The organism is Bacteroidales bacterium (assembly GCA_013141385.1).
Taxonomy (GTDB): Bacteria; Bacteroidota; Bacteroidia; order Bacteroidales; family Tenuifilaceae; genus UBA8529.
In genome coordinates this window covers 42,128-60,354 of the sequence record JABFRB010000045.1, presented here as the reverse complement: position 1 = coordinate 60,354, position 18,227 = coordinate 42,128, and the positions used below count along the sequence as shown (strand labels likewise).

Genomic DNA, 18,227 nt, shown 5'->3' with positions numbered 1-18,227 from the left:
GGCTCAAGTTCAAGTTGATGAAATGAATAAGATACTAATTGATAGGATAGTTGATTTAAAGAAACTTTGTGAAATTTACAAGGTAAGGACAATGTACGCATTTGGCTCTGTATGTACCGACAAATTCAATGATAGCAGCGACATTGACCTTTTAATCTCTTTTGACAATTTATCAATCGAACAATACACCGAAAACTATTTTGATTTACATTACAAATTACAGGACTTATTTAAACGTAGAATTGACTTGCTAACTGAAAACTCTCTTTCGAACCCATATTTCATAAAAGGTATAGAACAAACTAAACAGCTGATTTATGTAACTTGAAATACAAAAGTTCTTGTTCGACATTAAAACCTCGATAGATTCTATTTATGAATACCTTGGCGATAACAGAGATTTTAATACATATAAAACCAACAAACTCCTTAAGCGAGGAATTGAGCGAGAGTTTGAAATAATTGGTGAAACAGCTAGTCGCATTCTGAAAATAGATTCTAATTTCCCGATTGAAGATGCAAGAAAAATAGTTGATTTGCGAAATTGGGTAATTCATGGTTATGACAGAATTGATGATGTAATTATTTGGGGCATAATCTCAAAACAACTTCCAATCTTACAAAAGCAAGTTGAGACTCTATTAAAGGATGAATAAAAAGCCAGTGTACAACACTAATGGCAACCACTCTAGCAATTCAAAATTCGGTATAATGATTATTTCTGGTTGAATAAAAGTGGTATTTGGGGGCTATGAGAACATTACAAGAAATAAAAAATACTTTGAGTAGCCATAAAAGCAGATTATTTCAAGACTATCCCATTAAATCAATGGCAATTTTTGGTTCTTATTCTCGCAGAGAACAAAATGACTCCAGTGATTTGGATATCCTTGTAGAGTTTTCTGATAAAATTGGTGTAAGATTTATCGATTTAGCCGAAGAGTTGGAAACTATTGTTGGATTTAAGGTGGATCTAGTTTCAAAAAAAGGAATTAAAGAAAAATACTTAAAATCAATTGATTCAGATTTAATATATGTCTAAGCGTGATACATTATTGTTATTAGATGATATGATTGATTGTACACAATAATTGAAAATAATAAAACCACATAGCCCCCCACTCGACTGATACGGTTCGCTCTTACGCCAAAGTCATAAGTAAAAGTTTAGCATAGAACAGATATTCGGTTTTTAACTCCCCAACATTTCCAATCACAAAACCGTTGGCAATAATTGCATGATGAATGCAAACAATTATTTTTACTTGACATGAAAATATTTGTATTTTTGTAAAAAAAGAAGATTTATCATGACAACGATTGAATTAAAGAAAGTGTTGATTCATAGGATTGCAGAGATTAATGACATATCATTTCTCAAGGCTATCAAGACTATTCTCGATTCAAAAATCGAAACAGAGGTTATTACTCTTACGGCAGAACAAAGAAACGAAATCATTGAATCGAAGAAAGAGATTGAACAAGGTCTATATATTGAGCATGAACTCTTAGATAAAAAAATTTCGAAATGGCTAAGCGCAAGATAATATGGTCGCATAGAGCCGAGATTAAACTCTTCAAAATATTGGAGTTTTATGCTGAAAGAAACAAGAGCAAGATTTACTCCGCAAAACTATACCAAAGGTTAAATAAAGAACTTAAAGTCTTACTAAAACATCCCGACATTGGTCTTAATACAGAAATTGAATCTGTTCGAGGACTAATCGTTGATGACTATATACTATTTTATGAGTTTGACAACGAAATTATTACAGTTCATTCAATATGGGATTGTCGACAAAACCATGAGGATTTAAGAATAAAGTAGCAACAATTGCCAATCGAGTAAGCAGCCGGTAAGCTTATAGCCAATCAGAGTTTTTAACTCCCCAACATTTCCAACCACAGCTATGTTAGCGGTTATGAAATTTCGTAGGCGGAATGGCTTTTTACATGAAAAGTGTATCTTTGGAGAAAGATAAGAATTATGGACTTTAAGATTATTCATGGACAACTACTTGACAAATTTAGAGAATCGGTTGATCAGAACTTTCTTACTATCCTAAATTCTATTCCCAAACTTCAAATTCCTGTTGACTACTTTCAATTTTACACGTCTGTTTCATCTGTATATTCATCGAAAATTGAAGGAGAAGACATTGACTTCGATAGTTATTTCAAGCATAAATTCTTGAATGTTAAGTTTAAACCCGACTATACAAGGAAAGCAGATGATTTATATAAAGCATATGAGTTTATCTTTAAAAATCGCCTGAGTTTTGAGAACTTGAAGAAAGCACATTCCATTTTAAGCTCTAACCTTTTACCAAAATCACAACAAGGGAAAATTAGAACAAACCCTATGTTTGTTATTAACGAGCAAGATAGGATTGAATATGTAGCGGCTGAGCCAAAGATAGTAATTAGAGAACTTGAAAAACTTTTCATTGATATTGAGATGTTACTGGAAGATGAACTCGATGAAACGGATACTTTCTATTTTGCATCACAAATACACCTGACCTTTGTGAAAATACATCCTTTTTTAGATGGCAATGGTCGAGCTGCTAGATTGCTGGAAAAATGGTTTCTAAAGGAAAAAATAGGAGAACGAGCCGTGTCAGTCCCATTGGAGCGAAATTATTATAGAAATTTAAAGGCATATTATGCAAACATTAAGAAGTTAGGTTTAGAATATACAGACCTAGATTATACTAAATCTTTTGACTTCTCTCTGATGACAATAAATAGCATAAAAGAAAACGAGGAAAAATAACTTCACAACCGCTAAAGGTATTCGTAAGGGCTTCGCCGTTCGTATGCAGCGGATAGATAAATTTAGTCGAACTTACATCACATAAATATTAGTTTTAACTTACAATAGTTCAGTGAACTTTTTGGTGTATTTTAGTGACTTGGTGATTTTGTGGCTATTTTAAAATTATTGCCACCAATATACTAAAAAACAAAATATTACAAAAACACAATAATTAAACTTTAACGAACTATTAAACTTATTAATCATAAATTTTATAGCATGAAAAAATTATTATCAACCATCATAATTATAATGGTTTCTACAATTCTGAATGCTCAGCATTTCCCCGATAATAGCCTTGGTACGCTTAAAAAGTATAGCAAATCCGAAAACACTTTTACTTTCGAAACTACCAACGGGACTGCAATTCTAATGGTTTATAATCCTGAAATTATTCGACTCAGAGTTGTGAAAGATAAGATGGTGGGTGATGATTTTTCTTATGCGGTTATCGAATCTCAACAGCATTGTGCTATAAAAACATCTGAAACAAAAGAGTTTATAACTTTACAAACCGATTCCCTTCGAATAGAAGTAACAAAAAACCCCATACGCTTTAAATTTCTGACCTCCAAAGGTAAACTCCTGAATGAGGACGAACCAGCATTTGGAACAACTTGGGTTGGCGAAGAAGTTACAACCTTTAAGAAACTTCAGGATGGCGAAAAATTCATTGGCCTAGGTGAAAAAACTGGTAACTTGGATAGGCGTGGCGAAGGTTATTCCAATTGGAACAGCGATGTACCCGGATATCCCGTTTCACAAGATCCTCTATACGCAACATTTCCGTTTTACATTGGCATTCACCATGATGTTGCCTATGGAATTTTCTTTGATAACACCTTCAAAAGCCATTTCAGCTTTGGTGCATCAAATAACCGATTCTCAACTTTTGGAGCCGATGCTGGCGAAATGAACTACTACTTTATTGGAGGAAATAGCGTTGCCAAAATTATCGAAAACTATACTTGGCTTACAGGACGCATACCAATGCCTCCTGTTTGGGGCTTAGGATACCAGCAAAGTCGTTGGAGCTATTTCCCCGATAGTAATGTTTTGAACCTTGCGCATACTTTTCGTGATAAGAAAATACCTATCGACGTTATCTATCTTGATATTCACTATATGGATGCTTATAAGGTTTTTACATGGCATCCTCAACGCTTTAGCAAACCTAGTGCAATGATAAGCGAACTGAAAAACTTAGGGATTCATACAGCTGTAATCATCGATCCTGGAATTAAAGTGGAGAAAGGCTATACGGCTTATGAAGAAGGTATTAAGCAAAATATGTTTATTAAATATCCCGATGGCACTGACTACACAGCTCAAGTATGGCCCGGTTGGTGCAATTTCCCCGATTTCACTAAACCAGAAGCTCGCAAATGGTGGGGTAATCTTTTCAGTGGTAATGTATCGAATGGCGTTGAAGGTTTTTGGAACGATATGAATGAAATAGCCTCCTGGGGCGGTGGAAGAACTTCATCAATAGTAAGGTTCAATTGGGAAGGCAAAGGCGCATCGTATCGAGAAGGGAAAAATGCTTATGGATTGTTAATGTCTCGAAGCACTTATGAGGGTACACGGTCCCTTATGGGCAAACGCCCTTTAATCCTCACCCGCGCAGCATACTCTGGCGCACAACGCTATACAGCAATTTGGACAGGCGATAATGTTGCAAGCGATGAGCACATGATGCTTGGTTGTAGGCTTGTAAATTCACTTGGAATCAGCGGAATGGCCTTCTCAGGTGTTGATGTTGGCGGATTCTTTGGCAATGCCTCATCCAACCTCTTTGGTCGCTGGTTAAGTATCGGAACTTTTACCCCATTTTTCAGAGTGCATAAGCACTACGACTACAACATGTCCGAACCATGGTCGTATGGCTCTGAAATAGAAAACATTTCACGTAATTATATCTCACTTCGATACAGACTCCTACCCTACCTCTACTCTGCATTTTACGAAGCGCACAAATCAGGATTACCCGTTAGCAGATCGCTTGTAATCGACAATACTTTTGATGAAAAATGCTGGAACACGAACTATCAGCACCAATACATGTTTGGTTCCTCATTACTAATTGCTCCAGTTGAAAGCACAAAAGAGTTAACCAGTGTATATCTACCCAAAGGTACTTGGTTTGATTTTTTCACAGGTAAAAAATATCAAGGAAATCAAGAACATAAAGTTGAATGCCCTATTGATAAGTTGCCCGTTTTTGCAAAAGGGGGAAGTTTTATTCCAATGCAATCTATAATTCAAAATACATCAGAAAAATCGGATACTCTTTACTTACACGTTTTTAATGGTACAGATCATTCTGAATTTATCTATTACGAAGATGATGGTACTTCTTTCAACTATGAAAAAGGGAATTTCCTTACACGTACATTCCGATTTGACCCAATTGGAAATCAAATCATAATCGAAAAGCCTGAAGGATTATTTACAAGCAGATTCTCTAAAATTATTTTGATGATGCATGGATTTACAGGCCTAAATGATAACCTGAAAGTGAATGGTAAAATTACCAGCGTTCAAACAATAACAACAGATATATTAACCTCGCTAACGGATAAAGATCCTCTTTCTACTGGCAATGGTAAAAAATATCAACAAGAAGTGAAACGAATCGCACTTGAAAATACTTTGGATAAAGTAGTTATTACTTGGTAATTTTTAATGATTTTATTTATACAATTGGTCAAACTATTTGGTGTATTTTGGTGACTTGGTGATTTTGTGGCTATTTTAAAATTTTTGCCACCAATACACGAAAACACAAAATGTCTCAAAAACTATATGTTACAAATCAATAAAAATACTTTAACGAACTATTGTTATACGAACCTTAATTTAATACAACCCCAAGCATGATATCCAATAGAATAAAACTAGCAAATGATTTTGAATTATCACGAATAGTTCATGGGCATTGGAGATTAGTAAGTTGGAAGATGTCTAATCAGGAAATACTAAAACTTACCCAGCAAGCAATCGAGCTAGGAATAACCTCTTTTGATCATGCTGATATTTATGGCGATTACACCTGCGAGCAATTATTTGGTGATGCTTTAAACCTCAAAACCAATCTTCGTAAGGATATTCAAATTATCACAAAATGTGGTATAAATCTGATATCCAATAAATTCCCAGAGAGAAAAATAAATTACTACGATTATAGCTTCGACCATATCATCACATCAACTGAAAAATCATTATCCAACTTTAGAACTGATTATATCGACCTGCTCCTACTCCACCGTCCAGCACCCTTCTTTAACCCCGAAGAGGTTGCTAAAGCCTTTTCAACCCTAAAAAAGAGTGGAAAAGTACTTCACTTTGGAGTTTCAAATTTCACCCCCATTCAGTTCGAAATGCTTAATTCATATACTGATGAAAAACTCTTAACCAACCAAGTTGAGATTTCGCCTTACTGTTTGGAGCACTTCCAAAACGGGAATATCGATTTTTTCCTGAAAGAGAGAATTAAACCCATGGCATGGTCGCCCCTGGCTACTGGCAAACTAATTATCGCTCAGGATGAAAAGGGAAAACGACTTTTCAAGACTCTATCCGAAGTAGCCATAGAACTTAATGTAGATAAAGTAGATAAGGTAATTTACAGCTGGTTATTAAATCACCCTGTTTCCATTATCCCAATTGCAGGAACAAGCAAAATAGAGCGCATTAAACTGGCAATTGAGGCCTTAAATATTAAAATGAGTACTGAACAGTGGTATAAGATTTATAATGCTTCAACAGGGGTAGAAGTTCCATAAAATCATCAACATGAATTAATTCATCACTCTAATTTTATAATCAGATTTTTCATCAGCAATTGCAAAACCTTAGAAAAATATGATTTCAAAAGACCCATTTATCAACAATTTTGGGAAAATGCCCGATGGCAAACCTGTTCATATTTTTACACTACAAAATAACAATGGTGTAAAGGTTCAGATTACAGATTATGGGGCAAGGATTGTTTCATCGTGGGTACCTGATCGAAATGGGAAATTTGATGATGTTATACTAGGTTATTCGTGCTTGGATCACTATTTGAAGGGTCATCCTTACCTTGGGGCAACTATAGGAAGAGTAGCAAATAAAATAGGCAACGCCAAATTTGATATTGATGGAGAAACCTATTTTTTATCAAAAAACTTAGGAAATCACCATTTGCATGGGGGTAAAGTTGGTTTCGAATCCAATTTATGGGATATAGTTAATTATAATGATGGTGATATTCCTCATGTAGAATTTCAACTCATTAGCCCTCATGGTGATCAGGGTTATCCAGGAACATTAACTGCTAGAGTTAGATATTCACTGCTACAGAATAATTCCATTGAAATAAAAATGAGCGCTTTTGCAGATAGAACGACAATGGTAAATATGACAAATCATGCCTATTTCAACCTCAATGGAAGAGTTACTAATGATATTTACAAGCATAGAATTAAATTGTGGTCAAGCAATTTTCTCGAATCCGATAAGGATTTAATTCCAACTGGAAAAATTCTTAGTGTTAAGAATACAGTATTAGATTACAGAAAACTAACTGAAATAGGTCTTGGAATAAATCAAAATGTAGAACCTGTTTCAAACACCAAAGGTTATGACCATTTTCTTATCACCGAAAATTACAAAAAGGGAAGTACAAATATAATGGCTGAAATTCACCAATCTGATACTGGAAGGGCACTACAAGTCTTGTCAACTTTACCGGGTATGCAATTTTACACCTCCAACTTTCTAAACACTATATACCCCATTAGCAATGGAAAAGTTTATGGAAGACATTCCGCTTTTTGCATTGAACCTTCATATTTTGTTGATGCACCAAACCATCCCAACTTTCAAAGTATCAAATTAAACTCAGATGAATCCTACAATGAAACAATAGTATATAAATTCTCAACTATTTAATTCTCAAATCTAGAATACTCCCATGAATTGTGTAACATGCCTCGTTACAAGCACTTTTCTCTAATTTAATTTTTAACTCTCTTCCATCTACGGCATAAATTACTCTACCATTATGCACGTATCTTGCAACTGCTGAATAGTATTCGCCCGCTACTACACTCTTATAATAACTACTCAACGAGGTAGTATCTTCTAGAATAATCTCTCCATTATCAATTTTCCCACGATATAAAGTAATTGGAACATTTTGGTTGGATACATCGATTGTTATTTTTAACTCCAAATTAATATCTTGAGATAATGCTTCATAGCATTTATCGCAATCGACAATAAAAGTTGAATCCTCACAGGAGTAAGGTATCAACACTGAAATAAGAATAATAAATATCAAAATTCCACTTTTCATCCTAATCTAGCCAATTAATTCTCTTGTTATTGATTATTTTTTTGTACGTTGGAATAGTCATTATTAGCTGTAAACTAAATCGATTAAAATCTTTTACTTGAGTATTGTAATTGGCTATCTCCCACTTCCCAATCATCGTAAACAATTCTCTTTGATAGAAAAGACCTAAGCTTGGAGCAATAACCCATTTAGCCCCAGACCCTTTTTCTAATCCCCTATAGTAACTCCAGGTTAACTCATTGCTTAGTCCAGGTGTAATACCAACATTACCTTTTAAATAATTTCTTTTAAGCACAAAAAGATGTTGTAAAGAAAGGTAGAAAGCATATCTTTTCTCCCAAAGTTGGTAGAATGATGAATTTCTATATTCAAGTACTCTGCTTGAGAATGGTCTATATTTATACCCAAAATTAACCATCATCTTCGAAATCGACTCATATACACCACACCCAAAATCGACCATAAAATCATAACTACTTGATGAAAAACCAGTATAAAAATTAATTCTACTGATATTAGGTTTCAACTTTGTATTCAAACCTTTACCCTTAAGAAATGTTGATATATCATAATCACTCGATTCAACCGACTGCTGGTATAAACTCTTTGTTAAAATGGAATCTTTAGCTTTAGCCCCGAAATTAACAAGCATCTTAAACGCATCAATCGAGTTGTTTTTTATTGCAACTGATAATGCATTCGCTTTTCTAGAATTGACTTTATCAAGATCTGCTCCAGTATTATAAAGCATACGAATAAGTGTGGTATCATTAAATTGTGAGGCAACCATTAATGGAGTAATTCCAGTTTTATCAGGAAAGTTTATATCAGCACCTGAATTAATTAAAGTTTCAGTCACGCTATATGCACCAGCATAGGCTGAGGTCATTAGTGGTGTATTACCATCTGAATCTATAACATTGGGCTCTGCTCCATAATATAAAAGTAAATCCGTCATTACTGGATATCCTAAGCCCGCAGCATAGTGTAATGGATATAACCCATTTTTGTTTTGAATATCTATTTTGGCATTATTTTGAATTAGAAGTTCCGCAATACTATCGCTATTAGATCTAACAGCAGCAAACAGAGCAGTATTTCCATCATTAGGCTTACTGTTTACATCGACTCCCTTTTCAATTAGTAGCTTCGCTATTTTATAAGATCCGTTATCAGAAGCATACATTAATGCATTAACACCTTCTTCATTTGAGTAGTTTGGATTGGCACCATGCTCTATTAAATAGCTAACCGACTCATATTTTCCTGAATCGGAATTTATTACTAATAACTCATCTGGCGATGGTAAAAGATACAAATTACCCTCTATAGAAAAATAGTTTACATGAGCTCCATTTTTAAAAAGTATTCTAGCAATTTCAGAATAATTCATACTAGTAGCATACATCAAAGGTGTAACTCTATCGAATGAGGCCAAATTAGGATCTGCACCTGCCGTACATAGTGTTTTAACAAGTTCTAAATTATTAAGTTGTGTGGCAACCAATAAAGGTGTAAAACCATAAATATCCTTAACATTTAAATCTGCGCCAGCATTAATAAGCATTTCACTAATTTTATTAGCTTTAGTATGATGAATAAAAGTATCTATTTCTTCATCTATATTATTTTCTCCATTTAGCTTAAAATAGAGAAGATTATAACCAGTTGAGTATTGCAAAGGTGTTAGGTTAAATCGATTATTAACATTGACTTGTGCCTTATTCACTAACAAAAGATTAGTTATACTATCATTAAGTTGTTTAACTGCTTCAAATAATGCTGAACTCTTGTTTATTGTTCTATTATTGACATTTGATCCATTTTTTATTAATAATTCAGCTATATTATAATATCCTCTTTTAGCAGCAACAATTAAAGCATTAGTTCCATCGGAGTTTTTATAATTAACATCCGCTCCCTTTTTTATCAGTAAACTAGCAATATCAAAGTCTCCATGAAACGTAGCTAACATTAGGGCTGAATACTCAAACTGAATTGAATCTTTTTTATTAAAATAATTTGGATCTGCTCCTTTAAGCAATAAATATGAAACCAGTTGGTAATTTCCAGAATCAATACTTGAAAGAAAAAGTTCGTTTAGATTTGGACTATTTGCTAGGTTTAGCGAATTATTCTGTGAAAAAGAATAAAAAGGGTAAATGGCAAGGAAAAATAGAACCAATAAAAGGTATTTTTTAATGATCATGCTATGGTTTTTCTATAAAAAATTCAACAAAATTTATGCCATATAGCCAATTTATATCTTCATTATCATCTACTAAAGATATCCACTGTTTTTTATAGAAAGCATTTTTGTAATAATTTGTGGTTTTGAACAATTCTCTCCTTTTTTTTGTATCTTTACCGTTATAGAATTGTTTCACCTTAAAAACGATTTTATGTCATCACTTACAGGATTATATATAAAGGGAACGACCAAAACACCCGAAGTTGATTTTTCATCTGGTGTAATACAGCTTTCGGGCAGATCTATACCCGAAGATGCAGTTTCTTTTTATCAACCGTTAATTCGTTGGATCAGTAATTATATTGAAAATCCAGAAAAATTCACAAAAGTGAATTTTAGGATTGAATATATAAATAGTGGATCTAACCGTTTTATCTTTGCAATCTTTAAACTACTTGATGAGTGCTATATTAAAGGCCATGATATTTCTATTACTTGGTACTACGAAGAAGACGATGATACTATTAGGGGATTAGGAAAAGATTTTCAATCATTACTTAAGGTTCCAATAAAACTAATTGAATCTGTATAGGACTCCTATTGAATATGCTTAATTTAACAAAAAAGAAAATTGCCTTTCTAAAACCTTTCTGATAATTCCCAAGATGTAATTATGTATAAATGTTTGATATGTGGTTATCTCTATAACCCTGAGGATGGTGATCCTTTGCATGGAATTGAACCCAATACTAGATTTGAAGATATTCCAGATTCTTGGGTATGTCCAGTTTGTGGTGTATCAAAAGAACATTTTGAAAGGATAATGTAATTTAGGATATAGGATTAAACAAAAAAACTGCCATCAGGCAGTTTTTGTTTAGTTTATTGTTGGTATTTTAGATAAGACCTCTAATAGAAGATCCCAATATTTTTGTGTAGTTTGAATATTCAGTCGCTCATCAGGTGAGTGTGCACCTTTTATGGTTGGTCCAAATGAAATCATATCAAGATAGGGGTATTTCTCTAAAAACAAACCGCATTCCAAACCAGCATGAATAGCTCGAACAACAGGTTCTACCCCAAATAACTTTTTATATGCTGTTCTTGTAATTTTCAGTATCTCTGAGTTTGTATTGGGAGCCCATCCAGGGTAGCCTTCAGAGTGTTGTACATTTGCATTGGCCAATCTAAAAACACTTTCAACCATATTTGAAATATCGTGCTTTAATGACTCAACCGAACTTCTTTGGCTAGTTGTTACCAGTATTTGATGATCTTGAATAAACTTAACCGATGCAAGATTGGTTGAGGTCTCAACCAACCCTTTAAGCTGTCTACTCATTGAAATTACTCCATGAGGGCAAGCATATAAGGAATTTAATAAATCAAAATGAGTTGGCTCATCAATAACGAACTCAGGTAAATCATGATCTTCAATTGACACAATAATACCTGGTTCAACATCTTGAATCTCATTGATTATTTCTGATTTGTATAAATCAAAATCTTTTAAGAGAAGTGCTTTGTCATCAATATGAACCACAATAACCGCCCATGCTTCTCTTGGAATAGCGTTTCGTAAATTACCACCGTCAAGAACTGATAGTCTTAAATCAAATTTATTTGTACTCTTCCAAAGGAATCGAGTAATAATTTTTATTGAATTTCCTAATCCCTTTTCAATATCATCCCCGGAATGCCCCCCTTTCAAACCTTTAACAGTCACTTTAAAGGCAGTAAAGTTGCTAGGAACCTTCTCTTCATCATAGGCAAATGTTGCAACGGTATCGAGCCCTCCTGCACATCCTATAAAAAGTTCACCCTCATCCTCAGAATCAAGATTTAATAAAATCTTAGAATTAAAAAAGCCAGGTTTCATCTCAAAAGCACCCGTTAATCCTGTTTCTTCATCAACAGTAAAGAGGCACTCAATCGGTCCATGATTAATAGTTATTGAGGATAGTATTGCTAGCTGCGATGCGATACCAATACCATCATCGGCACCAAGAGTAGTTCCTTTTGCTTTAACCCATTCTCCATCAATAAAAGGAGTGATTGGATCTGTATTAAAATCAAAAACAGTATCACTATTTTTCTCGCATACCATATCTATATGGCTCTGCAATACTACAGGTTGTATGTTTTCAAAACCAGCTGTTGCTGGCTTTCTAATTACAACGCTTCCAGCCTCATCCTGGAAAGCCTCTAGGTTATGTTCGTTCGCAAAATCCATTAGATATTTTGCAATCCTCTCTTCTTTTTTTGATGGTCGTGGAATCTTGCAAATTTCAAGAAAGTACTTCCATATTTCCGCTGGTTGTAATTGTTCGATACGATTCATAGTATTACAAATTATAATGGGGTAAACTTAGTATTTTATTTTTCCTATTGAAAATTAGGATGGATTATTTTTATCTTTTTAAAGTTTTTTAAGATATATAAGGTCTCAATACACAATCATTAACCTGTATTTCAATTGCTTAAAATACAACACATATGATTTTAGTAATAATAATTGATAAAAAACTAATATACCATAAATATACTCTTCATTTTAAAAAAAGAAATATAATTTTGTGTCCAATTAGCAAAGTATTCTTAGATGATAGATCAAACAGAACTTAGGAATCTGCTTTCTACAGCAATTAATGCTTCGGTAAAAGCAGGTAAGTTAATTATGGATGTTTACAATTCAAATGATTTTCATGTAAATCTTAAGTCCGACAAGACCCCACTAACATTAGCTGATAGACTGGCTCATACAGAAATAGCAAATTCGCTCACCCAAACAAGAATTCCAACTTTAAGCGAAGAGGGTCGAAATATTTTATACGAAGAAAGAAAGGGCTGGGAATATTTTTGGTTGGTTGATCCTTTAGATGGCACGAAAGAATTTATTAAGCGTAATGGCGAATTTACCGTTAATATTGCTCTAATAATTAATGGATTTCCTATACTTGGTGTAATTTACGCTCCCGTTCTTGGCGATTTATACTTTTCTTTAAAATCAGAGGGTTCTTATAAAGCTACTTCGATTAAACCAATATCAAATTCCAATTTAAAATACGAAGAACTTAAACTTTCATCTGCTAAACTCCCAATAAATCAAAAACGTGATAAATTAACTGTTTTAGTAAGTCGTTCCCATATGAATCAAGAAACAGAGGAGTATATTAAATCTCTCGAAAAAAAATATGGTGAAATTAGCTACACTAATTGCGGTTCATCGCTAAAAATGTGCATGATTGCAGAAGGAGCTGCTGATCTTTATCCTCGTTTTGGTCCAACTTGGGAATGGGATACAGCTGCTGGACAGGCAATAGTTGAAGAGTCAGGATGTCATATAGTCTCGATGGATACAAACCATAGACTCCACTACAATAAGGAGGAAATTAATAATCCATGGTTTATTGTTAAGGCTAAGCAGGAAATTGGTTAACATTGTATAGATTAAACTTCAATACACATTACAAGTACATCATCTATCTGCTCATAGTCTCCCTTCCAATCATCAAAGAATTCTTCGATTTTTTGTTTTTGTTCGTTAATGTCCAAATTTCCTGAACTTTGAAGTAAATTCTTAAAATTTAAACTTCCAATCTTCGTTTTCCTATTTTTATTTAACTGATCCATATAACCATCTGTATAGAATACTATTCTATCACCAGCCTGAAGCTTTAGCTGTTTTTGAGTAAACGAATTTGTTTGATTTATTCGACTTCCGATTGAATATCTATCAGTTTTATAACGAACTAATGAATTGTCTCGAATATGATAGAAAGAACTGTGAGCCCCGCTATATTCAATAATATTATCTATCTTATTGTAGCAACAAACAATAATATCCAAACCATCTTTAATATCATGGCTAGCCATATTTCTATATAGGTTATTATCAAACTCATTTCGAATAAAAGATAAAATGTCTTTAGGATTTGATAACCCCTTAGTAATAATTGAATCTTTTAAGTAATTATAAGCAAGTATACTCATGAAAGCACCTGAAACACCATGACCAGTGCAATCGGCTACTGAAAAATAGATTTTATCCTGTTGTGGCCACATCCAATAAAAATCTCCACTCACAATATCCTTTGGTTTATAAACTATATAATGTTTTGAAAAGCATTGGCTAATTTGATCTAGATCAGGTAATAAAGCCTTCTGAATTCTTGATGCATACTCAATATTTTCAGTTAAACGCCTATTTGAGGCAAAAATTATTCTGTTTTTTGAATCAATCTGATCACGTTGATCTAATATTTCCTCATTCTGATTATTTAGGGTTATATTCAGATCTTCAAGTAAATCACGTTGTGCCTCAATTTCTTCCTTCTGGGTATTGATTTCTGTATTCTTAAGATGTAACTTTTGATTATCTTTCTTTATTGTTAGCCAAGCAAAACCAAGTAAGCATAATACTAAAAGAAGTAATCCTGAGATAGAAACAAAAAGTTTCTTTATTGATTTTTGTCTTTCCTTTTCAAATTTCTCGATAAGATTATTCTTGTTAAGTAGAGCTATTTCAGTTTCTTTAAGATCAGATTCATATTTAATCTTTAGTTCATCTAATTTATTAAGATTTTCAATACTCTTTAAAGAGTCACTGAAATTTGAATAACATTCGTAGTAAGTTAGAGCTAGGTTAATATTCCCACTTTTTTTATACAATTCATAAAGATGCTGGTAAGTTTCTTTAATCAGCTCAGCGGAATGAATTTTTTTGGCCATTGACAAACCTTGTTCAAAAAAACTTAAGGCAAAATTATAGTTCCTCAATTTTAAATGTGCACAGCCCATATTTATTACCGATGCTGTTTCACCGTTCAAATTATCGTTCTTATGAAAAATCTCTCTTGCTGTATTAAAATAGTTTAATGAAGAAGCAGTCTCATTAATGTTAATATAAAGTTGACCTATATTATTTAATGTTTTACCCTGATCATCAATATTTCCTAATTCTTTGTCTATCTCAAGAGATCTTAAAAGCATTTCAATAGCCTCTCCGTACCTATTTAGATTCTTAAGTACTATTGCAATATTGTTACACGCTTTACTAATTCCTCTTTTGCTTCCTTTCTTTTTATATATTTCATATGATTTGTTATACATTTCGAGTGCTTCAGGTAGTTTTTGCTGCGAATCATAAAGAATTCCAATATTGTTGTATGTATTGGCAACACCTAAACTATCACCAATTCTCACTTTTATATCAAGGCTCTTAAAGAATGCCTCGGCTGCATTAGAAAAATTACCTTTAGACCAATAAATACCTCCTAAAGTATTGTACCCCGATGCAAGATTTTTTAATTCATTTCGATATTTATATGATTTTATTACCTTAGAACAGAATAGAATAGCACTATCTTGTTTTCCCATATTGAAATAAGAACTCGCTAAAGATTGATTGGTTACTATTATATTTGTGCTATCATCAAGTTTTTCGAATATGCTTAATGATTTTTTAAAAAAAGTAGAAGAACTTTTGTAATCTCCATTTTTCAGACTCTTTAAACCAAAATAGTGATAGGACAATGCAATACCACGAGAGAATTTATTTCGTTGAGATTGGTATAGAATAATTTGAACCAACGAATCTGCTTTTTTTGAACCTATCAATGATGATTTTTGAAGTTCAGCTAATGATACCCTTAAAACTGATGTATCTGTTTTATGTCTTAAAATACGAGCATTAATGCTATCAATTACCTGAGGGTTAGTGCTTAATGGTAAAAGTATGTTGATTAGAATTATTGGTGCTATAACGAATTTGAGTATTGATTCCTTTAACATAGTATACGATTTCATAGAATAGGGAATAAAAATTATGTTTCTAAAAGTAGTATAAATAAAAAACTAGACAATGATATGATAACAGAGAAAAAACAAATTCATTAATGAATTTTGAAAACAAAAAAAAGGGTATATATGCCAAAAATAGTTGTTAAAAACTCATACACCTCTTGTTCTTATTGAGTTTACTGATACTCTATTGGAGGGTGTTTCAATATATGATGAAAAAAATTTCTTTATAAACCTCTCCACCCATTTGTGAGAGAGGATTTCTAAAGAAATTTTTATGAGATAAAAACAAAATCACCAACTAATTTTGGCATTATTACCAAAAAAAGAGTTGAAATACAATTGTATAACAACTCTTAATAAAGAAGAAACTAGAATTATATTTTTAAACGTTTTTCAATATCATCAATCTGACTCTTAAAACGTTTATCGGTATCCATTAAGTTGTTTACAGTTTTGCAGGCATGTAGCACCGTTGCATGATCTTTCCCTCCTATTATACTTCCAATAGTTGAAAGCGATGATTTTGTCATACTTTTTGAAAAGAACATAGCAATTTGGCGAGCCTGAACAATTTCCCGCTTTCTAGTTTTGGTTTGTAAAACATCAGACGGTAAGCCAAAATACTCACAAACAATTTTTTGAATATAATCGATTGATATCTCTTTTCGTGTGCTTTTTACCAGTTTATCAATCATCTCGGAGGTTAATTCCAGGGTAATCTCCTTTCGATTTAAAGTTGATTGAGCTAGTAATGAGATTAGTGCACCTTCAAGCTCTCTTATATTATTTGTTATATTTGAAGCAATGTATTCAATCACTTCCTCGGGAACAATTATTCCATCGTTATATATCTTCTTTTTAAGGATTGCAATTCGTGTTTCAAAATCTGGTGCTTGCAAATCTGCTGATAAACCCCATTTAAATCTTGATAGTAATCTTTGCTCAAGTCCTTGTAACTCAACAGGTGGTTTATCTGATGTAAATATTAACTGCTTTCCTGATTGGTGTAAATGGTTAAATATATGGAAGAAGGTATCCTGCGTTTTCTCCTTTCCAGCAAATTCATGAACATCATCGATTATCAAAATATCGATCATCTGATAGAAATGAAGAAAATCATTCTTATTATTATTTCGAATTGCTTCAACAAACTGAGTTTGAAATTTAGCAGCATTTACATAAAGAACAGTTTTTTCAGGGAATTTTTCTTTAGCCTCAATCCCTATTGCTTGGGCTAAATGAGTTTTACCTAAACCTGAGTTACCATATAATAATAAAGGGTTGAAAGCAGTTTTTCCTGGAGCATGAGAAACTGCTAATCCAGCCGAACGTGCGAGTCTATTACATTCACCTTCAACAAAATTTGCAAATGTATTGTCGGGGTTGAGTTGAGGATCAACATACAACTTTTTAATACCAGGAATAACAAATGGGTTCTTTATCTGATAATCTTGATTATTAGCAGGAATAGATACAGGCTTATTTTTAAGATCTGTTTTATTCTGTGTTGGAAATTTTACTGTATAAGGTTTGCTATTTGCAAAACTATTGTTCTCCATCACAACGCTGTACTCAAGCTTAGCATCTGAACCTAACTCTTTACGCAATGTTTTTCTAAGAATATCAATATACTGTTCTTCAAGGTACTCGTAAAAGAATGGACTCGGAACTTGAATTGTGAGTATACTTTTCTCCAATTTTACTGGAACGATTGGTTCGAACCAAGTTTTAAAGCTTACTGGAGAAACATTATCTTTAATTATTTGAAGGCAGCTATGCCAAACTTGCTGAAAATCTCGGATCATGCTAAGTATGAATTAAAAGAATTTGAAAGTTGTTTTTTTTGTTGTACAACAAATTTGTGAATAAAAAAATGAAAAAAAAAGTCCAAAACCTATTGCAAAAATGATTTTGAGTTTAATGAATTAGGTATCACCAAAATAATTTAATCAAAAAAATAAATATTTTTTATTACACTGATATACAGGTATTTATCATGTTGATAATGTAATTTTTTGGCTGTTAATGAATTGTAATTTTTCTTTATTTAAGAAATAAAAATCACAAAAAAT

General features: G+C 32.8%; 17 protein-coding genes. 12 read left to right on the top strand and 5 right to left on the bottom strand.

Going from position 1 to position 18,227, the window contains the following annotated elements:
* The first annotated feature begins 22 nt into the window (after positions 1–22).
* The 9 genes from HOO91_20490 (at position 23) to HOO91_20450 (ending at position 7,753) form a co-directional block, all read left to right on the top strand.
* Complete coding sequence (locus tag HOO91_20490) at positions 23–328, top strand: nucleotidyltransferase domain-containing protein (protein NOU19945.1); 306 nt, start codon at positions 23–25, stop codon at positions 326–328.
* A 13-nt stretch (positions 329–341) separates the two neighbouring features.
* Positions 342–656 (top strand): DUF86 domain-containing protein, encoded by a 315-nt coding sequence (locus tag HOO91_20485; protein NOU19944.1) that lies wholly within the window; start codon positions 342–344, stop codon positions 654–656.
* A 95-nt stretch (positions 657–751) separates the two neighbouring features.
* Positions 752–1,042, top strand: a complete 291-nt coding sequence (locus HOO91_20480) for a nucleotidyltransferase family protein (GenBank protein NOU19943.1) — start codon at positions 752–754, stop codon at positions 1,040–1,042.
* A 268-nt stretch (positions 1,043–1,310) separates the two neighbouring features.
* The gene (locus HOO91_20475; GenBank protein ID NOU19942.1) at positions 1,311–1,547 is read left to right on the top strand and encodes a hypothetical protein; all 237 of its coding nucleotides are present in this window, start codon (positions 1,311–1,313) and stop codon (positions 1,545–1,547) included.
* Positions 1,529–1,828, top strand: a complete 300-nt coding sequence (locus tag HOO91_20470; protein ID NOU19941.1) for a type II toxin-antitoxin system RelE/ParE family toxin — start codon at positions 1,529–1,531, stop codon at positions 1,826–1,828. Before HOO91_20475 ends, HOO91_20470 begins: the two co-directional genes overlap by 19 nt.
* Before the next feature lie 159 nt (positions 1,829–1,987).
* A complete protein-coding gene (locus HOO91_20465; GenBank protein NOU19940.1) occupies positions 1,988–2,776 on the top strand; it encodes a Fic family protein in 789 nt (262 codons plus the stop codon).
* A 261-nt stretch (positions 2,777–3,037) separates the two neighbouring features.
* Positions 3,038–5,497 carry a glycoside hydrolase family 31 protein gene (locus HOO91_20460; GenBank protein ID NOU19939.1) on the top strand — a complete coding sequence of 820 codons (2,460 nt, stop codon included), beginning with the start codon at positions 3,038–3,040 and terminating at the stop codon, positions 5,495–5,497.
* A 197-nt stretch (positions 5,498–5,694) separates the two neighbouring features.
* Positions 5,695–6,603, top strand: a complete 909-nt coding sequence (locus HOO91_20455; GenBank protein ID NOU19938.1) for an aldo/keto reductase — start codon at positions 5,695–5,697, stop codon at positions 6,601–6,603.
* Positions 6,604–6,682: 79 nt separating this feature from the next.
* Entirely contained in the window at positions 6,683–7,753 is a 1,071-nt protein-coding gene (locus tag HOO91_20450) for a galactose mutarotase (protein ID NOU19937.1), read from the top strand.
* Here the strand turns inward: HOO91_20450 and HOO91_20445 are convergent.
* Positions 7,746–8,159 (bottom strand): hypothetical protein, encoded by a 414-nt coding sequence (locus HOO91_20445; protein NOU19936.1) that lies wholly within the window; start codon positions 8,157–8,159, stop codon positions 7,746–7,748. The two genes, HOO91_20450 and HOO91_20445, sit on opposite strands and share 8 nt — an antisense overlap.
* 1 nt (position 8,160) lies before the next feature.
* Positions 8,161–10,368: a hypothetical protein gene (locus HOO91_20440; GenBank protein ID NOU19935.1), complete on the bottom strand. Its 2,208-nt coding sequence runs from the start codon at positions 10,366–10,368 to the stop codon at positions 8,161–8,163.
* Between the two features lie 193 nt (positions 10,369–10,561).
* Here HOO91_20440 and HOO91_20435 point away from each other — a divergent pair, with 193 nt between their 5' ends.
* Entirely contained in the window at positions 10,562–10,942 is a 381-nt protein-coding gene (locus HOO91_20435; GenBank protein NOU19934.1) for a DUF1987 domain-containing protein, read from the top strand.
* 81 nt (positions 10,943–11,023) lie between these two features.
* Entirely contained in the window at positions 11,024–11,179 is a 156-nt protein-coding gene (locus HOO91_20430) for a rubredoxin (protein ID NOU19933.1), read from the top strand.
* Positions 11,180–11,227: 48 nt separating this feature from the next.
* Here the strand turns inward: HOO91_20430 and HOO91_20425 are convergent, their stop codons facing one another.
* On the bottom strand, positions 11,228–12,691 hold the full coding sequence (locus HOO91_20425) for an aminoacyl-histidine dipeptidase (protein NOU19932.1): 1,464 nt from the start codon (positions 12,689–12,691) through the stop codon (positions 11,228–11,230).
* 261 nt (positions 12,692–12,952) lie between these two features.
* On the opposite strand from HOO91_20425, the gene cysQ reads away from it, so the two are divergent.
* Complete coding sequence (gene cysQ / locus HOO91_20420; protein NOU19931.1) at positions 12,953–13,789, top strand: 3'(2'),5'-bisphosphate nucleotidase CysQ; 837 nt, start codon at positions 12,953–12,955, stop codon at positions 13,787–13,789.
* 11 nt (positions 13,790–13,800) lie between these two features.
* Here cysQ and HOO91_20415 read toward each other — a convergent pair whose 3' ends face one another.
* Both HOO91_20415 and dnaA read right to left on the bottom strand, forming a co-directional pair.
* A complete protein-coding gene (locus HOO91_20415; GenBank protein NOU19930.1) occupies positions 13,801–16,158 on the bottom strand; it encodes a tetratricopeptide repeat protein in 2,358 nt (785 codons plus the stop codon).
* Positions 16,159–16,529: 371 nt separating this feature from the next.
* Positions 16,530–17,960 carry a chromosomal replication initiator protein DnaA gene (dnaA, locus tag HOO91_20410; GenBank protein NOU19929.1) on the bottom strand — a complete coding sequence of 477 codons (1,431 nt, stop codon included), beginning with the start codon at positions 17,958–17,960 and terminating at the stop codon, positions 16,530–16,532.
* Positions 17,961–18,227 lie beyond the last annotated feature (267 nt).

Excerpts from the sequence above, each read along its gene's own strand:
- HOO91_20490 (NOU19945.1), top strand. The coding sequence starts at position 23 with ATGAATAAGATACTAATTGATAGGATAGTTGATTTAAAGAAACTTTGT.
- HOO91_20480 (NOU19943.1), top strand. The coding sequence starts at position 752 with ATGAGAACATTACAAGAAATAAAAAATACTTTGAGTAGCCATAAAAGC.
- HOO91_20475 (NOU19942.1), top strand. The coding sequence starts at position 1,311 with ATGACAACGATTGAATTAAAGAAAGTGTTGATTCATAGGATTGCAGAG.
- HOO91_20470 (NOU19941.1), top strand. The coding sequence starts at position 1,529 with ATGGCTAAGCGCAAGATAATATGGTCGCATAGAGCCGAGATTAAACTC.
- HOO91_20465 (NOU19940.1), top strand. The coding sequence starts at position 1,988 with ATGGACTTTAAGATTATTCATGGACAACTACTTGACAAATTTAGAGAA.
- HOO91_20460 (NOU19939.1), top strand. The coding sequence starts at position 3,038 with ATGAAAAAATTATTATCAACCATCATAATTATAATGGTTTCTACAATT.
- HOO91_20455 (NOU19938.1), top strand. The coding sequence starts at position 5,695 with ATGATATCCAATAGAATAAAACTAGCAAATGATTTTGAATTATCACGA.
- HOO91_20450 (NOU19937.1), top strand. The coding sequence starts at position 6,683 with ATGATTTCAAAAGACCCATTTATCAACAATTTTGGGAAAATGCCCGAT.
- HOO91_20445 (NOU19936.1), bottom strand. The coding sequence starts at position 8,159 with ATGAAAAGTGGAATTTTGATATTTATTATTCTTATTTCAGTGTTGATA.
- HOO91_20440 (NOU19935.1), bottom strand. The coding sequence starts at position 10,368 with ATGATCATTAAAAAATACCTTTTATTGGTTCTATTTTTCCTTGCCATT.
- HOO91_20435 (NOU19934.1), top strand. The coding sequence starts at position 10,562 with ATGTCATCACTTACAGGATTATATATAAAGGGAACGACCAAAACACCC.
- HOO91_20430 (NOU19933.1), top strand. The coding sequence starts at position 11,024 with ATGTATAAATGTTTGATATGTGGTTATCTCTATAACCCTGAGGATGGT.
- HOO91_20425 (NOU19932.1), bottom strand. The coding sequence starts at position 12,691 with ATGAATCGTATCGAACAATTACAACCAGCGGAAATATGGAAGTACTTT.
- cysQ (NOU19931.1), top strand. The coding sequence starts at position 12,953 with ATGATAGATCAAACAGAACTTAGGAATCTGCTTTCTACAGCAATTAAT.
- HOO91_20415 (NOU19930.1), bottom strand. The coding sequence starts at position 16,158 with ATGAAATCGTATACTATGTTAAAGGAATCAATACTCAAATTCGTTATA.
- dnaA (NOU19929.1), bottom strand. The coding sequence starts at position 17,960 with ATGATCCGAGATTTTCAGCAAGTTTGGCATAGCTGCCTTCAAATAATT.